This window comes from Streptomyces sp. NPDC047079, assembly GCF_040643755.1.
Classification (GTDB): Bacteria; Actinomycetota; Actinomycetes; order Streptomycetales; family Streptomycetaceae; genus Streptomyces.
Map to the genome: position 1 here is coordinate 64566 of NZ_JBEYUZ010000011.1, position 21107 is coordinate 85672.

At 71.1% G+C, this 21107-nt stretch carries 19 protein-coding genes and 1 tRNA gene; 8 read left to right on the plus strand and 12 right to left on the minus strand.

The window, feature by feature from the left end:
* The first annotated feature begins 78 nt into the window (after positions 1–78).
* A complete protein-coding gene (locus ABZ823_RS16880; RefSeq protein WP_361660033.1) occupies positions 79–867 on the plus strand; it encodes a response regulator transcription factor in 789 nt (262 codons plus the stop codon).
* Here ABZ823_RS16880 and tamR read toward each other — a convergent pair.
* The gene (gene tamR, locus ABZ823_RS16885) at positions 826–1323 is read right to left on the minus strand and encodes a MarR family transcriptional regulator TamR (protein WP_234511630.1); all 498 of its coding nucleotides are present in this window, start codon (positions 1321–1323) and stop codon (positions 826–828) included. The genes ABZ823_RS16880 and tamR overlap by 42 nt on opposite strands.
* A 166-nt stretch (positions 1324–1489) precedes the next feature.
* On the opposite strand from tamR, the gene ABZ823_RS16890 reads away from it, so the two are divergent.
* Together ABZ823_RS16890 and ABZ823_RS16895 are read left to right on the plus strand one after the other, a co-directional pair.
* Positions 1490–2296: a trans-aconitate 2-methyltransferase gene (locus ABZ823_RS16890; RefSeq protein ID WP_361660037.1), complete on the plus strand. Its 807-nt coding sequence runs from the start codon at positions 1490–1492 to the stop codon at positions 2294–2296.
* A 3-nt stretch (positions 2297–2299) separates the two neighbouring features.
* Positions 2300–2671, plus strand: coding sequence for a VOC family protein (locus tag ABZ823_RS16895; RefSeq protein ID WP_361660040.1), 372 nt, complete (start codon positions 2300–2302; stop codon positions 2669–2671).
* A 112-nt stretch (positions 2672–2783) separates the two neighbouring features.
* Here ABZ823_RS16895 and ABZ823_RS16900 read toward each other — a convergent pair whose 3' ends face one another.
* Both ABZ823_RS16900 and ABZ823_RS16905 read right to left on the minus strand, forming a co-directional pair.
* On the minus strand, positions 2784–3461 hold the full coding sequence (locus ABZ823_RS16900) for a TetR/AcrR family transcriptional regulator (protein ID WP_361660042.1): 678 nt from the start codon (positions 3459–3461) through the stop codon (positions 2784–2786).
* Positions 3458–4468, minus strand: a complete 1011-nt coding sequence (locus tag ABZ823_RS16905) for an acyl-CoA desaturase (RefSeq protein WP_361660045.1) — start codon at positions 4466–4468, stop codon at positions 3458–3460. The genes ABZ823_RS16900 and ABZ823_RS16905 overlap by 4 nt, the downstream gene beginning before the upstream one ends.
* A gap of 359 nt (positions 4469–4827) precedes the next feature.
* On the opposite strand from ABZ823_RS16905, the gene ppc reads away from it, so the two are divergent.
* Entirely contained in the window at positions 4828–7560 is a 2733-nt protein-coding gene (ppc, locus tag ABZ823_RS16910) for a phosphoenolpyruvate carboxylase (protein ID WP_361660048.1), read from the plus strand.
* Between the two features lie 99 nt (positions 7561–7659).
* On the opposite strand, the gene ABZ823_RS16915 is transcribed toward ppc, so the two are convergent.
* From ABZ823_RS16915 to ABZ823_RS16945, 7 genes are all read right to left on the minus strand, one after another.
* Positions 7660–8151 (minus strand): hypothetical protein, encoded by a 492-nt coding sequence (locus ABZ823_RS16915; RefSeq protein ID WP_361660051.1) that lies wholly within the window; start codon positions 8149–8151, stop codon positions 7660–7662.
* 64 nt (positions 8152–8215) lie between these two features.
* Positions 8216–8818, minus strand: coding sequence for an aminoacyl-tRNA hydrolase (gene pth / locus ABZ823_RS16920; RefSeq protein WP_361660054.1), 603 nt, complete (start codon positions 8816–8818; stop codon positions 8216–8218).
* Between the two features lie 69 nt (positions 8819–8887).
* Positions 8888–9484, minus strand: coding sequence for a 50S ribosomal protein L25/general stress protein Ctc (locus ABZ823_RS16925; protein WP_361660057.1), 597 nt, complete (start codon positions 9482–9484; stop codon positions 8888–8890).
* A 210-nt stretch (positions 9485–9694) separates the two neighbouring features.
* The gene (locus ABZ823_RS16930; RefSeq protein WP_361660060.1) at positions 9695–10669 is read right to left on the minus strand and encodes a ribose-phosphate diphosphokinase; all 975 of its coding nucleotides are present in this window, start codon (positions 10667–10669) and stop codon (positions 9695–9697) included.
* Positions 10670–10816: 147 nt separating this feature from the next.
* Positions 10817–12262 (minus strand): bifunctional UDP-N-acetylglucosamine diphosphorylase/glucosamine-1-phosphate N-acetyltransferase GlmU, encoded by a 1446-nt coding sequence (gene glmU, locus ABZ823_RS16935; protein WP_361660063.1) that lies wholly within the window; start codon positions 12260–12262, stop codon positions 10817–10819.
* Between the two features lie 122 nt (positions 12263–12384).
* Positions 12385–12460 (minus strand) — tRNA-Gln (locus tag ABZ823_RS16940).
* A 14-nt stretch (positions 12461–12474) separates the two neighbouring features.
* Positions 12475–13335 (minus strand): hypothetical protein, encoded by an 861-nt coding sequence (locus ABZ823_RS16945; RefSeq protein WP_361660066.1) that lies wholly within the window; start codon positions 13333–13335, stop codon positions 12475–12477.
* Between the two features lie 166 nt (positions 13336–13501).
* Here ABZ823_RS16945 and ABZ823_RS16950 point away from each other — a divergent pair, with 166 nt between their 5' ends.
* A complete protein-coding gene (locus tag ABZ823_RS16950; RefSeq protein ID WP_361660068.1) occupies positions 13502–14818 on the plus strand; it encodes a histidine kinase in 1317 nt (438 codons plus the stop codon).
* 43 nt (positions 14819–14861) lie between these two features.
* On the opposite strand, the gene ABZ823_RS16955 is transcribed toward ABZ823_RS16950, so the two are convergent.
* Together ABZ823_RS16955 and ABZ823_RS16960 are read right to left on the minus strand one after the other, a co-directional pair.
* The gene (locus tag ABZ823_RS16955; protein ID WP_361660071.1) at positions 14862–15395 is read right to left on the minus strand and encodes an SUKH-3 domain-containing protein; all 534 of its coding nucleotides are present in this window, start codon (positions 15393–15395) and stop codon (positions 14862–14864) included.
* A 78-nt stretch (positions 15396–15473) separates the two neighbouring features.
* Positions 15474–15974, minus strand: a complete 501-nt coding sequence (locus ABZ823_RS16960; RefSeq protein WP_361660074.1) for a YwqJ-related putative deaminase — start codon at positions 15972–15974, stop codon at positions 15474–15476.
* A 254-nt stretch (positions 15975–16228) separates the two neighbouring features.
* Between ABZ823_RS16960 and ABZ823_RS16965 the strand changes: the two genes are divergently transcribed.
* The 3 genes from ABZ823_RS16965 to ABZ823_RS16975 all read left to right on the plus strand — a co-directional run bounded on the left by ABZ823_RS16965 (position 16229) and on the right by ABZ823_RS16975 (position 20995).
* Complete coding sequence (locus ABZ823_RS16965; protein WP_361660076.1) at positions 16229–17257, plus strand: SMI1/KNR4 family protein; 1029 nt, start codon at positions 16229–16231, stop codon at positions 17255–17257.
* Positions 17258–17266: 9 nt separating this feature from the next.
* Positions 17267–19828: an SUKH-4 family immunity protein gene (locus ABZ823_RS16970; protein ID WP_361660079.1), complete on the plus strand. Its 2562-nt coding sequence runs from the start codon at positions 17267–17269 to the stop codon at positions 19826–19828.
* 282 nt (positions 19829–20110) lie between these two features.
* Positions 20111–20995 carry a cellulose-binding protein gene (locus tag ABZ823_RS16975; RefSeq protein WP_361660082.1) on the plus strand — a complete coding sequence of 295 codons (885 nt, stop codon included), beginning with the start codon at positions 20111–20113 and terminating at the stop codon, positions 20993–20995.
* Positions 20996–21107: the final 112 nt, after the last annotated feature.

A 21107-nucleotide genomic window follows, 5' to 3' on the forward strand; every position in this document is an offset into this window, starting at 1 on the left:
CTCGTCCCAGGCGGACAACCGGGGAGCATTCCGGGCGCCGTACTCGTGCCGGGCGTCCCCCGAGCAGTGGGGGTTTCAGTGGTGCGCATCCGTGTTCTGGTCGTCGACGACCACCGCATCTTCGCCGAGTCGCTCGCGGCCGCCCTGGCCGCCGAGCCGGATGTCGACGTGTCCGCGGCCGGCAGCGGTCCGGCCGCCCTGCGCTGCCTGGACCGGGCGGCCGCGGAGGGCCGCAGATTCGACGTGATGCTCGTCGACGCGGACCTCGGCGGCAATGTCCCGGGCTCGCGTCCGGCGGTCCCCGTCCAGGAGGCCAACGAGGACGGGCTCGTCGACGGCATATCCCTCGTCGCCGGCGTCCGCTCCGGGCAGCCGGGTGTGCGGATCGTCGTCCTCGCCGAGAAGGACGACCCGCGCCGGGCCGCCGTCGCCCTCCAGGCGGGCGCCTCCGGCTGGGTCGCCAAGGACTGCTCGCTGTCCCGGCTGCTCACCGTCATCCGGGGTGTGCTGCGGGACGAGACACACCTTCCGCCCGCCCTGCTCACCGGCGTCCTGCGCGAGCTGACCGCGGCCCGCAAGCACCGCACCGAGAGCGAGCGGCTGGTGGAGTCCCTGACGCCGCGGGAGCGGGAAGTGCTGCGGTGCATGGTCGCCGGGCTCGGCCGCAAGGCCGTCGCCGAGCGGCTGTTCCTCTCCCCGCACACCGTCCGCACCCATATGCAGAACGTGCTGGGGAAGCTGGGCGTGCACTCCACCCTCGCAGCCGTCGCCCTCGCCCGCCGCGCCGGGGTCGGGCCCGCCGACCTGGCCGGGGATGTGACCGACCTAGCCGGGGATGTTGTCGAACGGGGCGGTCAGCTGGCGTAGCAGCGCGGCCAGTTCACCGCGCTGGGCCGAGCTCAGCTCCGACAGGATCGCGCGCTCCTGGTCGAGCAGCCCGGCGAGCGCCTGGTCCGCCCGGTCCCGGCCCTCGTCGGTCAGGCGCACCAGGACGCCGCGGCGGTCGCTGGGATCGGGCAACCGCTCGACCAGTCCCTTCTTCGCCAGGCGGTCGATGCGGTTGGTCATCGTGCCCGAGGTGACCAGGGTCTGGGTCAGCAGCTGGCCGGGGGAGAGCTGATAGGGGGTACCGGCCCGGCGGAGCGCGGTGAGGACGTCGAACTCCCAGGGCTCCAGGCTGTGCTCGGAGAACGCCAGCCGGCGCGCACGGTCGAGATGCCGTGCCAGCCTGCTCACCCGGCTGAGGACCTCGAGCGGTTCCACGTCGAGGTCCGGGCGCTCCCGGCGCCATGCCGCGACCAGCCGATCGACCTCGTCCTCCATGACGATCAGTGTAGTGGTTGTGTCGACATGAAGTCTCTTGATGTGGAGTCTCTTGACGTCGAGATAGTCGAGGTACGAGGATGAGCCTGCGTACGGAGGCGTCGTCAAACGGGGGCGACGCCTCCGTACGAGGACGTCGAGCCGTTCACCACGAGGAGGCCCCCCCATGCCTGTCGCGCCCACTTGGGACCCCGCCCAGTACCTGCGCCACGCCGGCCACCGCGCCCGCCCCTTCGTCGACCTGCTCGCCCGCGTCCCCTCACTGCCCGGCCACCCGCCCCGCATCGCCGACCTCGGCTGCGGCCCCGGCAACGCCACCGCCCTGCTCGCCGACCGCTGGCCCACCGCCCACATCACCGGCTACGACAACTCGCCCGAGATGCTGGACCGGGCCCACACCCACCACGAAGGCCCGACCGAGGCCGGCGGCCGCCTCGACTTCGCCCACGCCGACGCCCGCACCTGGACGCCTCCGGAGCCGTACGACCTGATCATCAGCAACGCCACCCTGCAATGGGTGCCCGGACACGCCGGGCGCTTCCCCGACTGGGTGGCGGCCCTCAAGCCGGGCGGCACCTTCGCCTTCCAGGTCCCCGGGAACTTCGACTCCCCCAGCCACCGGCTCATGCGGGAACTCGCCCACTCCGCCCGCTGGAAGGACCGTCTCGCCGGCACCCTGCGCCACGAGGAGGCCGTGCTCACGCCCCGCGCCTATCTCGAGCACCTCACCGGCCTCGGCTGCGCGGCGGACGTCTGGGAGACGACGTATCTGCATCTGCTCGAGGGCGAGGACCCGGTCCTGGACTGGGTAAAGGGCACCGGACTGCGGCCGGTCCTCACCGAGCTGGGCGACGACGCGGAGGAGTTCCTCACCGACTACCGCACGGCTCTGCGCGAGGCGTACCCGGCCGGCGACCACGGCACGGTGTTCCCGTTCCGCCGTGTCTTCGCCGTCGCCACGAAGGAGGCGTGAGCCGTGCTGACCGCCGTCGACCATGTCCAGCTGGCGGCCCCGCCCGGCTCCGAGGACCTGCTGCGGGCGTACTACTCCGACGTCCTCGGCATGACCGAGATCCCCAAGCCGCCGGTCCTCGCCGCGCGCGGCGGCTGCTGGTTCGAGGCGGGCGCCGTGCGGCTGCACCTGGGCATCGAGGAGGACTTCCGGCCCGCGCGGAAGGCGCACCCGGGGCTGCGGGTGACCGGGATCGAGGCGTACGCGGAGCGGCTCACGGCGCGCGGGGCGGTGGTGGCCTGGGACGACGCCCTGCCGGGCCACCGCCGGTTCTATTCGCAGGACCCCGTGGGAAACCGGCTGGAGTTCCTGGAGCCGCTGGCTACAGCTCTCTGAGCGCGTTCAGGGTGATGTCGATGCCGATGTCGAACGGCACCGAGAGTTCGAGCTTGTCGTGATGGATGCCGGTGACGGCGTACGTCCACGGGTGACCACGCGGCCGGAGCCCTCAGCTCTTGCGATGACCTATCAGCCGAGGCTTCGGCTCAAGACCGTCCAGCCCGTGCCACGCCAGATTCACCAGATGCGCCGCCACCTCGGCCTTCTTCGGGCGGCGCACATCCAGCCACCACTGGCCCGTCAGCGCCACCATGCCGACGAGCGCCTGCGCGTACAGCGGGGCGAGCTTCGGGTCGAAGCCGCGGCTCTTGAACTCGCGGCCGAGGATGTCCTCCACCTGCGTGGCGATGTCCGAGATCAGGGACGCGAAGGAGCCTGTCGACTGCGGGATCGGCGAGTCGCGGACCAGGATGCGGAAGCCGTCCGTGTACTCCTCGATGTAGTCGAGGAGCGCGAACGCCGCCTGCTCGCACAGCTCCCGCGGGTGCCCCGCCGTCAGCGAACTCGTCACCATGTCCAGCAGGCGCCGCATCTCGCGGTCCACCACCACCGCGTACAGGCCCTCCTTGCCGCCGAAGTGCTCGTAGACCACCGGCTTGGAGACCCCGGCCTTCGCCGCGATCTCCTCCACCGACGTGCCCTCGAACCCCTTCGCGGCGAACAGCGTGCGACCGATCTCCAGCAGCTGCTGGCGACGCTCCGCCCCCGTCATCCGGGTACGGCGGGTCCGCCGCGGCTTGTCGGTGCTGGGAGTGCTGGAGGAGTCGGTCACCACACCGTCAATCATGCCGTGCCGGCGGTCGCCCTCCCGTCCCGGGAGCCTTCCCTGTCGGCGCTGCGGCGGGAATCGATACGCGAGCGTGACGGCCACCGCACGTCGTACGCCCATCCCAGCTGCTCGAACCAGCGGATGATCCGCGCGGAGGAGTCCAGCTGGCCCCGCTCCACACCGTGCCGCGCCGAGGTCGGATCCGCGTGGTGCAGGTTGTGCCACGACTCGCCGCACGACAGGACCGCCAGCCACCAGACATTCCCCGAGCGGTCCCGCGACTTGAACGGGCGCTTGCCCACCGCGTGGCAGATCGAGTTGATCGACCAGGTCACATGGTGCAGCAGCGCCACCCGGACGAGGGACCCCCAGAAGAGCGCCGTGAACGCGCCCCACCAGGACATCGTCACCAGACCGCCGATCAGCGGCGGCAGCAGCAGCGACAGGGCCGTCCACAGCACGAACTGGCGGGAGACCGTCCGCAGCGCCGGGTCCTTGATCAGGTCAGGCGCGTACTTGTCCTGCGGGGTCTGCTCCTCGTCGAACATCCAGCCGATGTGAGCCCACCACAGGCCCTTCATCAGCGCCGGGACCGTCTCCCCGTAACGCCACGGAGAATGAGGGTCGCCCTCGGCGTCCGAGAACTTGTGGTGCTTGCGGTGATCGGCGACCCAGCGCACCAGCGGCCCCTCCACGGCCATCGACCCCGCGATCGCCAGAGCGATCTTCAGAGGCCGCTTCGCCTTGAACGAGCCATGGGTGAAGTGGCGGTGGAAACCGATCGTGATGCCGTGGCAGCCCAGATAGTAGAAGAAGACCAGCAGGCCCAGATCGAGCCAGCTCACACCCCATCCCCAGGCCAGCGGCACCGCCGCGACGAGCGCCAGGAACGGGACGGTGATGAACAGCAGCAGGGTGATCTGCTCGATCGAGCCCTTCTTCTCGCCACCCAGCGTCGCCGAGGGCAGCAGAGAGTCGTCGTTCGCCTCCGGCGCGTCTTCGATCACATCGGAGCTTGTGGTCATGGGCGTCCCCTGGGGGGTCGAGGGTCGAGGCGGGTGGCCGGGAAACGGGCCCAGAGTGCTCCCCGGATCTGACGGGAGACCCTACGGTTCCGTAACCTACGGCGTCGTAAGTATGGCAGTGCGATGCCCGCGGCAAGAGCCCGTGGGCCTGCGCGTCCGCGTGGACACCTATCCTTGGAGTTGGTCGGACAGCGCGGTCCGCTCTGTTTTCTTCCCGGATGCCCGGTCCGTATGCGGCATGCGCCGCGCGGCACCCGTCCGGGTCCCCTCCCAGACGACCCACACCCGTCGCCCACCACCGCCCTTCCAGGGAGTCGCTGACGCGACGCACCTCCTGATTACCGCAAGGAGCCGCACCTGTGAGCAGTGCCGACGACCAGACCACCACGACCAGCAGCGAGCTGCGCGCCGACATCCGCCGACTGGGTGATCTGCTCGGCGAGACCCTCGTCCGACAGGAGGGCCCCGAGCTCCTGGAGCTGGTCGAGCGGGTCCGCCGGCTGACCCGCGAGGACGGGGAAGCCGCCGCGGAACTACTGCGCGGCACCGAACTGGAGACCGCAGCCAAGCTGGTGCGCGCCTTCTCCATCTACTTCCACCTGGCGAACGTCGCCGAGCAGGTGCACCGGGGCCGCGAACTGCGCGCCAAGCGCGCCGCCGAGGGCGGACTCCTCGCCCGCACCGCCGACCGGCTCAAGGACGCCGACGCCGAGCACCTCCGCGACACCGTCCGCCACCTCAACGTACGCCCGGTCTTCACGGCGCACCCCACCGAGGCCGCCCGCCGGTCCGTCCTCAACAAGCTCCGGCGCGTCGCCGCGCTCCTGGAGACCCCGGTCCTGGACAGCGACCGCCGCCGCCACGACACCCGGCTCGCCGAGAACATCGACCTCGTCTGGCAGACCGACGAACTCAGAGTCGTCCGGCCGGAACCCGCCGACGAGGCCCGCAACGCCATCTACTACCTGGACGAACTGCACGCCGGCGCCGTCGGCGACGTCCTGGAGGACCTCACCGCCGAACTGGAGCGCGTCGGCGTCAAGCTGCCCGACGACACCCGCCCCCTCACCTTCGGCACCTGGATCGGCGGCGACCGCGACGGCAACCCCAACGTGACCCCCGAGGTCACCTGGGACGTGCTCATCCTCCAGCACGAGCACGGCATCAACGACGCGCTGGAGATGATCGACGAGCTGCGCGGCCTGCTCTCCCAGTCCATCCGCTACACCGGCGCCACCGAGGAACTCCTCGACTCCCTCAAGGCCGACCTGGACCGGCTGCCCGGCATCAGCCCCCGCTACAAGCGCCTCAACGCCGAAGAGCCCTACCGCCTCAAGGCGACCTGCATCCGCCAGAAGCTCGCCAACACCAAGAAGCGCCTCGCAAAGGGCACCGCGCACCAGCCCGGACGCGACTACCTCGGCACCACCGAGCTCCTGAACGACCTGCGGGTCATCCAGACCTCACTGCGCGCCCACCGCGGCCACCTCTTCGCCGACGGCCACCTCGCCCGCACCATCCGCACCCTCGCCGCCTTCGGCCTCCAGCTCGCCACCATGGACGTCCGCGAGCACGCCGACGCCCACCACCACGCCCTCGGCCAGCTCTTCGACCGGCTCGGCGAGGAATCCTGGCGCTACGACGACATGCCCCGCGAGTACCGGTACAAGCTGCTCGCCAAGGAACTGCGCTCCCGGCGCCCCCTCGCCCCCACCCCGGCCCCCCTCGACGCAGCCGGCGCCAAGACCCTCGGCGTCTTCGAGACGGTCAAGCGGGCCCTGGACGTCTTCGGCCCCGAGGTCGTCGAGTCCTACATCATCTCCATGTGCCAGGGCGCCGACGACGTGTTCGCCGCCGCCGTCCTCGCCCGCGAGGCCGGCCTCGTCGACCTGCACGCCGGCTGGGCGAAGATCGGCATCGTCCCCCTCCTGGAGACCACCGACGAGCTCAAGGCCGCCGACACCATCCTCGAGGACATGCTCGCCGACCCCTCCTACCGGCGCCTCGTCGCCCTGCGCGGCGACGTCCAGGAGGTCATGCTCGGCTACAGCGACTCCTCCAAGTTCGGTGGGATCACCACCAGCCAGTGGGAGATCCACCGCGCCCAGCGCCGCCTGCGCGACGTCGCCCACCGCTACGGCGTACGCCTGCGCCTCTTCCACGGCCGCGGCGGCACCGTCGGCCGGGGCGGCGGCCCCACCCACGACGCGATCCTCGCCCAGCCCTGGGGCACCCTCGAAGGCGAGATCAAGGTCACCGAACAGGGCGAGGTCATCTCCGACAAGTACCTCATCCCCTCCCTCGCCCGGGAGAACCTGGAACTCACGGTCGCCGCCACCCTCCAGGCCTCCGCCCTGCACACCGCACCCCGCCAGTCCGACGAGGCCCTCGCCCGCTGGGACGCCGCCATGGACGTCGTCTCCGACGCCGCCCACGCCGCCTACCGTGGGCTGGTCGAGGACCCCGACCTGCCCGCCTACTTCTTCGCCTCCACCCCCGTCGACCAGCTCGCCGACCTCCACCTCGGCTCCCGCCCCTCCCGCCGCCCCGACTCCGGCGCCGGCCTCGACGGGCTGCGCGCCATCCCGTGGGTGTTCGGCTGGACCCAGTCCCGGCAGATCGTCCCCGGCTGGTACGGCGTCGGCTCCGGCCTCAAGGCACTGCGCGAGGCCGGCCTCGACACCGTGCTCGACGAGATGCACGAACAGTGGCACTTCTTCCGCAACTTCATCTCCAACGTCGAGATGACCCTCGCGAAGACCGACCTGCGGATCGCGCGCCACTACGTGGACACCCTCGTCCCGGACGAACTCAAGCACGTCTACGAGACGATCCAGGCCGAACACGAGCTGACCGTCCGCGAGATCCTGCGGATCACCGGTGAGAGGGAACTGCTGGACGCCCAGCCCGTCCTCAAGCAGACCTTCGCCATCCGCGACGCCTACCTCGACCCGATCTCCTACCTCCAGGTCGCCCTGCTCAAGCGCCAGCGCGACGCCGCCGCAAGCGGCGGCGAACCCGACCCGCTGCTCGCCCGAGCCCTGCTGCTGACGGTCAACGGCGTGGCGGCCGGCCTGCGCAACACCGGCTGAACCCCCACCGCCGCACAGGACGGTGCCCCCGTACGTCGTACGGGGGCACCGTCCTGTGCACCGGCCCCATGAGGGCCTGCACCATGAGGGGCGCCGGACCTACTGCAAGGCGAAGAACGTCGCCGTCAGCAACGCGACCCCCGACCCCGCCATCACCCAGGCCGTACGCGTCATCCGCAACCCCCCCGCCACCACCACCGAAGCCAGGAGCAGCGAACCGGCCAGCGGAAGCCAGGCATACAGCACGCCCGCCGGACCCGTCCGCACCACCTCGTCGGAACCCGACTTCACCACCACCGCGAGGACCTCACCCCGCCGCACGGCCACCGAGTCGCCGATCACCACACGCTTCCGAGCCGTCGACCCCTCGGACGACGGCACATACGGGCCGCTGCACACACCGCCGGAACACCCGGCCACCGTCATCGTGCCCTGCTCGCGGCCCTTGGTCAGCATCGCGTACTGCGCGGTGTCCCACGAACCCCAGACACCGGCCACGAGGATCAGCGCGGCGACCGCACCCATCGCCGCGAGCCGCCCGAACCGCACGACCGCGACGGCACCCTGAGAGGAGGAGACGGCAGAAGGCATGGCGGCGATCCTTGGTCATGCCCGCACGCCCGGTCAACTCCGCGCCGCACGGCGGACGGACAAGTCAGGAGTTGTACGTGCTTTGCGCCCGCTCAAGCCCCTCGATCACCAGACACTCCACCGCGTCCGCCGCACGGTCCACGAAGTAGTCCAGCTCCTTGCGCTCCGCCGACGAAAAGTCCTTCAGCACGAAATCCGCGACCTGCATACGCCCCGGAGGACGCCCGATCCCGAACCGCACCCGGTGATAGTCCGCACCTATCGCCTTCGTGATCGACTTCAGCCCGTTGTGCCCGTTGTCGCCGCCGCCCAGCTTCAGACGCAGCGTCCCGTAGTCGATGTCCAGCTCGTCGTGCACCGCCACGACATTCCCCACCGGCACCTTGTAGAAGTCCCGCAGCGCGTTCACCGGGCCACCCGACAGATTCATGTACGACATCGGCTTCGCCAGGATCACCCGGCGGTTCGCCGGACCCGGCGGACCGATCCGGCCCTCCACGACCTGCGCCTGCGCCTTGCCGGCCCGCTTGAACTTCCCCCCGATCCGCTCCGCCAGCAGATCGGCCACCATGAACCCGACATTGTGCCGGTTCATCGCGTAATCGGGCCCCGGATTGCCGAGACCCACCACCAGCCAGGGACCGCCCGCGTCGGTCGTCACGTCCATGTCTCCTTGATACGCGCCAGCCGCTGCCCCTCCCGGGAACAGCGGCTGACGAAACGATGACGGTGAGGATCAGGCCTCGGCGGCCTCTTCGCCCTCGGCCTCCGCACCCTCCGGGGCCTCCTCGGCCTGCGCGGCCAGGACCTGGAGCACCACGGCGTCCTCGTCGACGGCCAGCGTCACACCGCTCGGCAGGGTGATGTCCTTGGCGTGGACCGAGGCGCCGGCCGCCAGACCCTCGACCGAGACGGTGAGCGCCTCCGGGATGTGCGTGGCCTCGGCCTCGACCGGCAGCGCGTTCAGGACGTGCTCCAGCAGGTTGCCACCCGCGGCGAGCTCGCCCTCGGTGTGGACCGGGATCTCGACGGTGACCTTCTCGCCGCGCTTGACCAGCTGCAGGTCGACGTGCTCCAGGAAGCCCTTCAGCGGGTCACGCTGCACGGCCTTCGGGATCGCCAGCTCGCTGGTCTTGCCGTCGATGTCCAGCGAGATCAGGACGTTCGGCGTACGCAGCGCCATCAGCAGCTCGTGACCCGGCAGCGTCAGGTGAAGCGGGTCCGAACCGTGGCCGTACAGCACACCGGGAACCTTGTTCTCACGACGGACACGGCGCGCGGCACCCTTACCGAACTCGGTGCGCGTCTGCGCGGCGATCTTGACCTCGGACATCTTCACTCCTCGTAGAAATCAGTGGACGGACGTGGTCACCCGGCCACGAACGGCCTGCTACGAAGAGCGCGTCGATTACGGACCGCCGTACCGCAATGAGTACGGCCTCCCTCGCCGAGCAACTCGAGCAGTCTACTCGGAGGGGAGGCCGCACCCAAAAGGATCACCGGCCGGGCAGGATCACCGGCCGCACAGCGGCGCCGGGCGTCCTCACTGCTCGTCGAACAGGCTCGTCACCGAGCCATCCTCGAACACCTCACGCACCGCACTCGCGATCGTCGGCGCGATCGACAGCACCGTGATCTTGTCCAGCTCCAGCTCACCCGGCGTCGGCAGCGTGTTCGTGAACACGAACTCGCTCACCTTCGAGTTCTTCAGACGGTCCGCGGCCGGACCGGACAGCACACCGTGCGTGGCCGTCACGATCACGTCCTCCGCGCCGTGCGCGAACAGCGCATCCGCAGCCGCACAGATCGTGCCACCCGTGTCGATCATGTCGTCGACCAGGACACAGATACGGCCCTTCACATCACCGACGACCTCGTGCACCGTCACCTGGTTCGCCACGTCCTTGTCACGCCGCTTGTGCACGATCGCCAGTGGCGCACCCAGACGGTCGCACCAACGGTCGGCGACCCGCACCCGGCCCGCGTCCGGCGACACCACGGTCAGCTTGTCGCGGTCCACCTTCTGGCCCACGTAGTCCGCCAGCAGCGGCAGTGCGAACAGGTGGTCCACCGGGCCGTCGAAGAAACCCTGGATCTGGTCCGTGTGCAGATCCACCGTGAGGATGCGGTCCGCACCGGCCGTCTTCATCAGGTCCGCGATCAGACGCGCCGAAATCGGTTCACGTCCCCGGTGCTTCTTGTCCTGCCGCGCGTAACCGTAGAAGGGCACGATCACCGTGATGGAACGGGCCGACGCGCGCTTCAGCGCGTCGATCATGATCAACTGCTCCATGATCCACTTGTTGATCGGAGCCGTGTGGCTCTGGATCAGGAAGCAGTCGGCACCGCGCGCCGACTCCTGATAACGAACGTAGATCTCACCGTTCGCGAAGTCGAAGGCCTTCGTCGGGACGACCCCGACACCCAGCTGGTGGGCGACCTCCTCGGCAAGCTCGGGGTGGGCGCGGCCGGAGAAGAACATCAACTTCTTCTTGCCGGTCGTCTTGATCCCGGTCACAGCACTGTCTCCTCAGAGGTGTTCTCAGCTCGGTGCAAAGAGGCCTCGCGCAGCCCGCGTCCGCGGGAAGCGAGCGACCGTCTCGGCTGGTGGGGGTGCGGGTATGCACTTATCACGGTACGCCGTGTCAGACGCACCTGTTTCCGCTCAGTCTTCTCCATCCGGCTCCCGGGAAGCCGCCTCGGCAGCCTTCGCGGCCGCGCTCCCCGGACGCTTACGAGCCACCCAACCCTCGATATTCCGCTGCTGGCCACGGGCCACGGCCAGCGAACCGGGCGGCACATCCTTCGTGATCACGGACCCCGCGGCGGTGTACGCACCGTCCCCGACCGTGACAGGAGCCACAAACATGTTGTCCGAACCGGTACGGCAGTGGGACCCCACCGTGGTGTGGTGTTTGTCCTTTCCGTCATAGTTCACGAAGACGCTCGCCGCACCGATGTTCGTGTACTCACCGATCGTCGCGTCCCCCACATACGACAGATGCGGCACCTTCGTGCCCTCGCCGATCGAGGCGTTCTTGGTCTCCACATACGTACCGACCTTGGACCTCACACCAAGACGCGTACCGGGCCGCAGATACGCGTACGGGCCCACCGACGCCTGCGGCCCCACGACCGCACCGTCGGAGACCGTGTTGTCCACCCGCGCCCCCGCACCCACCCGGGTGTCCTTCAGCCGCGAGTTCGGTCCCACCTCGGCACCCTCGCCGAGGTGCGTCGCCCCGGTCAGCTGCGTCCCCGGCTGCACCACCGCGTCCTGCTCGAAGGTGACCGTCACATCGACCCACGTGGTCGCCGGGTCGACGATCGTGACCCCCGACAGCATCGCCTCGGTCAGCAGCCGGTCGTTGAGAATCCGGCGAGCCTCGGCCAGCTGCACCCGGTTGTTGATACCGGCGATCTCCCGGTGGTCGCCCGCGACGGACGCGCCGACCCGGTGCCCGGCCGACCGCAGGATCCCGAGCACATCCGTCAGGTACTCCTCACCCTGGCTGTTGTCGGTCCTGACCTTCTTCAGGGCCTCGGCGAGGAGCTGCCCGTCGAAGGCGAAGACCCCGGAGTTGATCTCACGGATCGCGCGCTGGGCGTCGGAGGCGTCCTTGTGCTCGACGATGGCGGTGACAGCACCCGTGTCGTCCCGGACGATACGGCCGTAGCCGGTGGCGTCGGGGACCTCCGCGGTCAGCACCGTGACCGCGTTGCCGTCCTCCTCGTGCGCGCCGGCCAGGCGGCGGAGCGTTTCGCCGGTGAGCAGCGGGGTGTCGCCGCACACGACGACCACGGTCCCGTCGACGGACCCGCCCAGCTCCTCCAGAGCCATACGCACGGCGTGGCCGGTGCCGTTCTGCTCCGCCTGGACGGCCGTGCGGGCGCCCGCGTCGATCTCGGCGAGATGGGCGCCGACCTGCTCCCGGGCGTGGCCCACGACGACGACGAGGTTCTCGGGATTCAACTCGCGTGCGGCGGCGAGCACATGCCCGACGAGGGAACGGCCGCAGATGTCGTGCAGGACCTTGGGTGTGGCCGACTTCATACGGGTGCCCTCACCCGCTGCGAGAACGACGACGGCGGCCGGGCGGATGGCGCTCACGGGATGCCCTTCGGCTTCATGGGGTGGGGTGGACATCCGCAGGATACCGGGGTGTTCCTGGGGTGACATGAGAGCGGGCCCTGACGGTGCTGTCAGGGCCCGAACCTGGGTCTTGTGTGCTGTGGCTCCCCCGCAAGGATTCGAACCTTGTCCTGCTGGTACCAAAAACCAGTGTGCTGCCAGTTACACCACGGGGGACAGCGCTTCAGACCTTACCGGAGACGTGCCTGCGCTTGGGCCACGATTCCCTCCCACCAGCCCTCGATGCGGTTGTACAGATGGGCGCTCTTGGCTACAGAGATGGCCAGGCAGCCGTGGTAGTCGTCGCCGGTGTTCTTGCGGACCGTCTTCGGGTTGTGCTTCTTGAGCGTCGGTTTCGCGAAGTCCGACACGTCGACGTCGGCGACAGCGGCCCAGTGACGATGCGCCGCCTCGACATCGGCGGATTCGTGGATGAGTACTCGGAAGCCCAGGCGCTTCCGGTCCACCTCGAGCAGGTCGAGCCACGCGAGGTAGGTCTGGATCACTCCCGGGTCGCTGTTGACGAAGATGGCCCGCTCGCGTCGGTCGTACGGCTTGCTCTTCGCGCCTTCGGCCCAGTACAGCGCGACTCCCGCCATGAAGAGTTCGCGGTCCGTCAGCTCTGCGATCTCGCCATACGCTGCGAACTTGGCTTTCCTGCGGTCGTCGTGCTCTGCGGCGCGGCGCCTCGCCAGCCCCTCGCGCATCAGGGCCTGCTGTTCCTCCGGGGTATGGCGAGGTTCGGGCCTCGGCAGGTCCCGTACCCACAGTGAGACCGAACTCCTGGAGCATCCGAGCTCCGCCTCGATGCGGTCGTACGTCCAGCCCTGGAGTCGCAGCTCCCTCGCCCTCTCGCGCAGGTCGTCCTTGGCGTTCGGGCGCTTCGTCCAGGCCGGTGGGGGCTCGCCCCGCACCAGCCGGCTGAGGAGGTCGTTGTTGAAGATCTTCAGTTCGTCGCGGATCTGCCGAAGGCTGTGGCCGGCTCGTCGCAGCGACATCGCCCGCTCCCGTAGCGCCTCGACGTCCGCGTACCTGCCCTCTGCTCGTGCCATAGGCATAACCTCGGGTGGAATCCCGGCTTCCGGGGTCGAACGGTGTGCGATTCAGCAGTTCGAGGGATTCCGGACGGTTTCGCTTCTGTTCGATTACGGAGTGTGGTGTGACGCGGCAGTGGAAACTCACCGGAAAACCCCCGCCCCGCGCCCGTAGGCTGGAGCCATGACCACGACGGGGGAAGTCCACGCCGGGGCCGGGGAAGGCCCCTGGTGGTGGGTGCGGTGGCGCAGTGCCGTGCTCGACATCTCACTCGCCGCGCTGTCCGCCTTGGAGTGCGCGGTCGAGGGGATCCAGTTCTCGCGGGACGCCGGCCTGCCCGTCCCCGTGGGGACGGTGTTCGGGTTGTTCGCCGGTGTCACCCTGCTGCTTCGGCGCCGGTGGCCGATCGCCGTCGTGCTGGTGTCCATCGCGATCACGCCCGCCCAGATGGGGTTTCTGATGGGTGTGGTCGGGCTGTACACCCTGGCCGCCTCGGAGCTGCCCCGGCGGATCACCGCCGCCCTCGCGGGCATGTCGTTCGTCGGGATGTTCGTCGTGACGTACGTGCGGGCCCATCAGGGTCTGGTGCGGGGGGATCTGTCGATCGCCGGGGGGTTCATTCCCTTCCTGTCCGTCACCACGGCGCTGGGCATGACGGCGCCGCCGGTACTGCTCGGGCTCTACATCGGCGCCCGGCGGCGGCTGATGGAGAGTCTGCGGGAGCGGGCCGACTCGCTGGAGCGGGAGCTGATGCTGCTCGCGGAGCGGGCGGAGGAGCGGGCCGAGTGGGCGAGGAACGAGGAGCGGACCCGGATCGCCCGGGAGATGCACGACGTCGTGGCGCACCGGGTGAGCCTCATGGTCGTGCACGCCGCCGCGCTCCAGGCGGTGGCGCGGAAGGATCCCGAGAAGGCGGTGAAGAACGCGGCGCTGGTCGGGGACATGGGGCGGCAGGCGCTGACCGAGTTGCGGGAGATGCTCGGGGTGCTGCGGACGGGGGAGGGGGCCGTGGGGCGGCCTGACCGACCCGCGATGCCCTTGGCGGCGGTGGGGGCGGCGGCCGCGGTGGCGTCGCGGCTCGTCGAGGAGTCCTCCGAGGGTCCGTGTCTGGCGGAGCTGGAGGAGTTGATCGGGCAGTCGGCCGCGGCCGGGATGGTCGTGAACCTGTCGGTCGAGGGCGAGGTGCGGTCGTACGCGCGGGAGGTCGAGCAGACCGCGTACCGGGTGGTGCAGGAGGCGCTGACCAACGTGCACAAGCATGCGGCGGGCGCGAAGACGCATGTGCGGCTCGCGCATCGTGCGGCGGAGATCGCGATGCAGGTGGAGAACGAGCCGCCGCCGGAGCCGGGGTCGGCTCAGGCCGCGCGGCTGCCCAGTGGGGGCAATGGCCTGGTGGGGATGAAGGAGCGGGTCAGCGCGCTGGGCGGGGTGTTCGTGTCGGGGCCGACGGATGCGGGCGGGTTCCGGGTGTCGGCGGTGATTCCGGCGGTGGCGGCGTAGCGGGGCGTCGTACGGCCGGCCGTACGGCGCGCGGCTTGTGCTGTCATCCGGCGGTGAGGCGTACCGGTTCGAGGCCCGTCAGCAGGGTGGTGAGGCCGTGGTCGATGTCGGGGCCGAGGTACCAGTCGCCGGTGTGGTCGAGGGCGTAGACGCGGCCTTCGGTGTCGATGGCGAGCAGGGTGCGGCTGTCGGATTCCTCGCCGAGGGGGCAGACGTCGGTGTCGAGGGCGCGGCCGAGGTCGCCGAGGGTGCGGGCCATGTGGAGGCCGTGCAGGGGGTCCAGGTGGAGGGTGGCGGGGGCGAGCTGGCGGCCGGGGCCCTGTGCGGTGATGCGTAGGTCCCCGAATTCCGCCCACGCCTCGACGGCGGCGGGGAACACCGCGTGCCGGTGGCCCGCCGGTGAGGTGTGGCCGCGCAGGGTGTCGGCCCAGAGTTCCGCCTGTTTTATGTTCCAGCGGCCCGGTTGCCAGCCGGCGGCGCGCAGGGCCGCGTCCACGGGTGCGGGGAAGCGTGAGGGGGTTCCCCCCTGCTCGAGCGGAGTCGAGAGCTTGGGGGAGGAGGAGCGGTCGGCGTGCATCTGCCCTTCGTTCGTCGAGTGCCGTGGACGGGCTGCGTGCGCCGTCGTGCGGTGTGCGGTGGTTTGGGGCGGGGAGTGTCAGTCCTGCGCAGTGGGGTCGACGATGCGTACGCCGAAGTGGTTGCTGAGTGCGGTGCAGGCGCGGCAGGGCTCGGCGAAGCTGCCGTGCAGTGGGTCGCCGTCCTCACGGATGCGGCGGGCGGTGAGTTTGGCCTGCTTGAGGGCTTTGCGGGCCTCGCCGTTGGTCATCGGTTTGCGGGCGGCGCGTTTGCTGCGGGTGGCGTCGGCGGCGGTGATGTGGCGGGAGATGAGGATCGCTTCGGCGCACCGCCCGGTGAAGCGGTCGCGCTGGCCGCTGGTGAGGCTGTCGAGGAAGTCCTGGACGAGCGGGTGCAGGGCGGGTGGCTGGTCGCCGCGTGCGGCGGTGCCGGTGAGGGTGGCGCCGCGGACGGAGAGGGCGGCGGCGACGGTGGGGAGTATGCCGTCGCGGCGGTGGCGGAGGGTGGGGGTGGGGCCGGTCTCGGTGGTGCTCCAGCCGATGCGCGGGTCGCCCGACGTGTCTGTTTGTGTCGCGTTCATGGTTCGTCTTCCCCTCCCTTGCATCCCCCGGGCGGGACACAGACTGCCAAATGCCGTGGCCGGTGCGGAAGCTGGGGCACCGCGACACGCCAGGGCTTCGGCGTACGGTCACGTCCGGGTGACCGCTGGTCACGGTACCGGCGGGGGTGGATTCGGTGGCCCGGTGACCGGTGTCGAGGTACCGCATAGGCTGTCGACGTCCGCCAACGACACCGCCGTAGAGGCCAGACAGAATGCCGCAGGGGGCAACCGCCATGACGACAGGTCGGCTCGGGCTGGGGGTACCTCCCGGCCGCCAGGCCGGGGGACGCGCCGCGCCGCCCAACGCGGCCTACGCGGGCCAGGTCGTGCACTTTCCGGATCCGGTCCGGGCCGCTCGCCATCCGAGGGGGGTGCGGGTGGACGAGTACGGCTACCCGGACTTCTCGCCGTACGCCCGGGCGGCGGCGGAGATCGCGGAGCCGCCGGAGGGTTTCGGTGTGGACGAGTTGCGGCTGACGGACTATGTGTCGGCGAACGCGGCGCTGGCGGCGTCCGGGCACGAGTTGTGGGACACGGTTCAGGCGGTGGCGACGCCGCATGGCTGGACGTGGCATCACGTTCGCGGGTCCCGGCGGCTGGAGCTGGTGCCGGTCGAGGTGAAGGCGTTGCTGCGGCACCACGGTGGGATCGCGACGGCGGCCGTCGACCAGGGTAAGCGGGGGACGCGGCCGTTGCAGGAGACGCGTCCGGCGCACTTCGGGCTGCCGAAGTCGTCGGTGGCGGTGACGGAGCAGCAGGTCCAGGGTGTGGAAGAGGATCTCGGCTACCGGCTGCCGGGTGCGTACCGGTCGTTTTTGAAGGCGGCGGGTGGGTGTGCGCCGGTGGGGGCGGCGCTGGACGCCGAGTTGGGGCTGCTGGTCGACCAGCCGTTCTTCACGGTGCGCGACGAGGCGGCGGTCAACGACCTGGTGTATGTGAACAAGTGCCTGAGGGACCATCTGACGAAGGACTACCTGGGCGTCGGTTTCGTGCAGGGCGGTCTGCTGGCCGTGAAGGTGAAGGGCGACCGGATCGGTTCGGTCTGGTTCTGCGCCTACGACGATGCGCGTGACGTGGATGCGTCGTGGACGCCGGCCGAGCGGGTGGAGCGGCTGCTGCTGCCGTGCGGTGACGACTTCGACCGGTTCCTGTCCCGGCTCGCGGGCAGTCCGCCGGAGTTGGAGGCCGTGGCGAATCTGATGGTGGACGGCGGGTTCGCGCGTGCGGTGCCGGTGTCGCCGGCGTCCGGGGCAGGGGAGTGAGTACGGGCGATGGTGACGTTCGCGCAGGCGCAGGAGCGCGCGGAAGAGTGGATCAACGGGGACGTTCCGTCGTACCAGCATCGTGAGGTGCGGGTACGGGAGTTCGGGCTCGGGTTCGTGGTGTGGGCGGAGGACAGGGCCGAGGGGCCGCGGTCGGACGGGGGCGCGCAGCGGCTCGTCATCGCCCGTGACAGCGGTGAGGCGACGCTGTGGCCGGGCCTGCCGGTGGGTGAGGTGATCCGCCGTTACGAGGAGGAGTACGGGACGGGGGATGCGGCGGCGCAGCAGGTGCCGGCGCCCGCTGCCCGGGCCGATCTGAATCAGACGTCCTTCCTGTTGACTCCGCCGGAGTGGCTCCAGGAGGCGGCGGACCGGGCGGGGGTTCCGGGGCAGACGCGGGGCGGCGGGGTGCCGTCCGGTGCGGCCTCGGGGGCGTCGGCGGGTGGGGGTTCGTCTCAGGCCGCCTCTTCCGGGTCCTCGGGGGGCGGGGGTGCGGCGCCTGCGACGGCGTGGCCCGCGGCCGGGGGCGGTGACGAGGTGCGCGACGCGGCGCCCGGCGTGCCCGAGGGGGCGACGCCGTGGACGGGGACGGACACCAACGCCGGGGTGGGCGAGGACGGTTCGGTGCCGCTTCCGGCGACCGTGTTCGCGCCGTCGCTGAGCGACGCCGACGACGGTTCGCCGCCGCCCGCGTCCGCGTCGGACGCGCAGACCGCGCTGCGTGATGCGCCTCGAGGTGGGTCGGGTGGGTCCGGCGGCTCAGGTGGCCTCGGTGGTCAGAGCGGGCCGGGTGTGCCTATGGCTTCTGGTGTGGCTACCGCGCCGGATGTGCCGCAGGGGCCGCCTCCGCCTCCGGGGCCGCCTCCGGCTGGTGGGCCGCAGGCTCCGGGTGTGCCGGGAGTTCCCGGTGTGCCTGCGGCGCCGGATGTGCCGCAGGGGCCGCCTCCGCCTCCGGGGCCGCCTCCGGCTGGTGGGCCGCAGGCTCCGGGTGTGCCTGTGGCTTCTGGTGTGGCTACGGCGCCGGGTGTACCGCAGGGGCCGCCTCCGCCTCCGGGGCCGCCTCCGGCTGGTGGGCCGCAGGCTCCGGGTGTGCCGGGGGTTTCGGCGCCGGGTGTGCCGCAGGCCCCGGTCGGTTCGTCCGCGCCCGGGCGGGGGCTTGCGCCGAACGCCGAGGACATCGCCGACGCGGCGACCGGCAAGGCGCCGCCGCCGCGGGCCGCGCGCGCTGGTGGTGCGCCGCATCCGACGGGCGCCCCGGCTCCGTCGGCCGGTACGCCGACCGGTGAGGACCACGCGGCCACGATGCTGGCAGGTCCGCCCGTCGGTCCGGGCGTGCGCTCGGGCGCTCCGGGCGTGCCCGACGCTGCGGGTGGCCCGGGTGCTCCCGCGGCTCCCGTGGTCCCGGGCGCGCCCAACTCTCCCGGTGTGCCGGGTGCTCCCGCCGTCCCCGGTGCCGTGCACCACGCGGAGACCGTGCCGGCCGGACCTCCTGTGGGGGGTCCGGGTGCGCCCCCGCCCCTGGTGGTCCCGGGTGTGCCGCCGGGGGCTCCGCAGTCGGTGCCCGGGCAGCAGCCGTCGTACGGTTATCCGGGCAACACGCCTACGGTCGGCGCCGGCTATCAGGCCGTGCTGCGCTACCGCGCGCAGGACGGTTCCGAGCAGCAGCTGATCCGGCGTTCCGCGCCGGGCACCCCGCATCCGGAGTGGCAGATCTTCCACGAGCTGCGCGCCATGAACGTCCCGCCGGACCAGGTGCTGGAGCTGCACACGGAGTTGGAGTCGTGCGAGCTGCCGGGTGCCTACTGCGCGCGCATGATCCGGGAGAACTGGCCGCAGGCCCGGATCGCCAGTATCGCCCCGTACGGCACCGACCATGCCTCGCGTCAGCAGGGCATGCGGCAACTGCTCGTGCACCAGGGCGAGTTGCACCAGGTCGCGGACGGCCCGGCCCGCCCGGGTCCGGTGCGTGCGCCGTTGCCGCCCGTGCAGCCCGCGCCGCCGATCCCGCCGGAGGGCATCGCGCAGGAGCTGGCCGCGGCTTTCGGACCGGGGGTCTTCCGGTTCGAACAGGCGGCGGTCTCCCGGCAGGGCGTGCCGCCGATCGTGGCGCACCTCCTGGTGGCGGCAGGACTGCCGCTCGACATGGGCCCGTTCTTCTGGGCGCAGGCCCAGCCGGGCCGTCCGGTGCCGACGCTGGCCGAACTGGCGCAGGAGCGCGGGTTGCAGCCGGCTTCGGACGCGGGCTCGTACCTCGTCCTCGGCAGCGACTTCGGCAAGGCGATCTGTGTGCAGTACGGCACGGCGAACATCGTCGCGGTGCCGGTGGAGGCCGGGCCGGGCGGTGCTTCCGTACCGCCGCAGTACGTGAACACGGGGCTGCCCGAGTTCGTGCGCTGTCTGGCGCTGCTCGGCCGGATGTGGCGGCTGAGGTACGGGCTCAACCAGGAGCAGGCGGGTCGCTGGACCGTCGACTTCCAGGCCCAGCTGGCCTCCCTCGATCCGCCGGCGCTGGCTTCGCCGGACAGCTGGTGGTCGGTGCTGCTCGAGCAGATGTGGGACGGTCTGCTGTGACAAACCACCGCTGACGCCTCGTCAAGGGCCGGGACCGGTCGTCGTACTCCTTCGTGCGACCGGGCCCGGCCCTTTTGGCTGTTGCGTTCCTGTGCGCGCTGTGGTGCGCGACGGCGTGTGGGGCCTGCGGTGCGACCGCGCGCGCTACCGCGCGAGCACCTCCTGACCCATCCTTGTCCATTGCTTATGCACGGAGTGTCGTGTTATGAACGCTTCCGTCTGATCCATAAGGATGTGCGCGAATCGTCGCTTCGTGTGGGTCAGGTGGAGAGGGGTTCCACGATGAGCAGCGCATCGGGGTCGCCGCACGGCTTTGTGTCCGTGCGGCGCGGCTACCGTCCCGACCAGGCCGACGCGTATACCGCGGCCCTCTCGCGGGAGCGTGACGCCGCGTGGGAGCGGGCCGCCCGGCTGACCGTGCTGGCCAGGGACATGGAGGCCCAACTGGCGCGGCTGTGCGAGACGGTGGCGCAGCTGCCCCCGCAGACCTATGAGGCGCTCGGCGACGGGGCCCGGCGGGTGTTCGGCCTGGCGCAGGAGGAGGCCCAGGCTGTACGGGAGGGCGCCCGGCGGGACGCGGCGCGCCTTGTCGCGGAGGCGGAGGAGGAGGGGCGGCGGGTACGGGAGGCCGCGCAGGCGTACGCCGACGAGGTGCGCGGTGAGGCCGAGGAGCGGATCCGTACCCGGCTGCTGGCGGCCCGGGCCAAGGCCGACGACGTACGGGTCGCGGCGCGGCGCGAGGTCAAGGAGGGGCGTGCGGAGGCGCTCGCCGCGCTGCGGGAGGTGCGGCAGCGCACCGAGTCCCTGCTCGTCGAGCAGGAGCGGGAACACGGCGAACAGTGGGCGGGCGAGGAGCGCGCGGAGGCCGAACGGCTCGCGGAGCTTCAGGCGTGGGAGGCGCAGCGGGTGGCGCAGGCGGAGGCCGCCCTGGCGGAGGCGGAACGAGCGCTCGCCGAGGCCGGGGAGTCGTCCCGGAGAGTGCAGCGGGACGCCCAGGCGCGCGCCGCGGAGCTGCTCGCCGAGGCGCGGCTGCGGGAGGACCGTATCGCGCGGGAGACGGAACGGGTGCTGCGGGAGCACGGCGAGACATGGGACTGCGTACAGGCGCAGATGGACCATGTGCGCAACAGCCTCGCCATGCTGACCGGCCGGGCTGCCGCGGAGTAGGGCCCACGAGGACCCGGCGGGAGCCGTCCTTTCCGGTCGGCCGTTTCGGCGGACCGCCCCCGCCAGGATCCAGCCCTCCACCGCCTCGTACTGCCGGCGCTGCTCGGCGGCC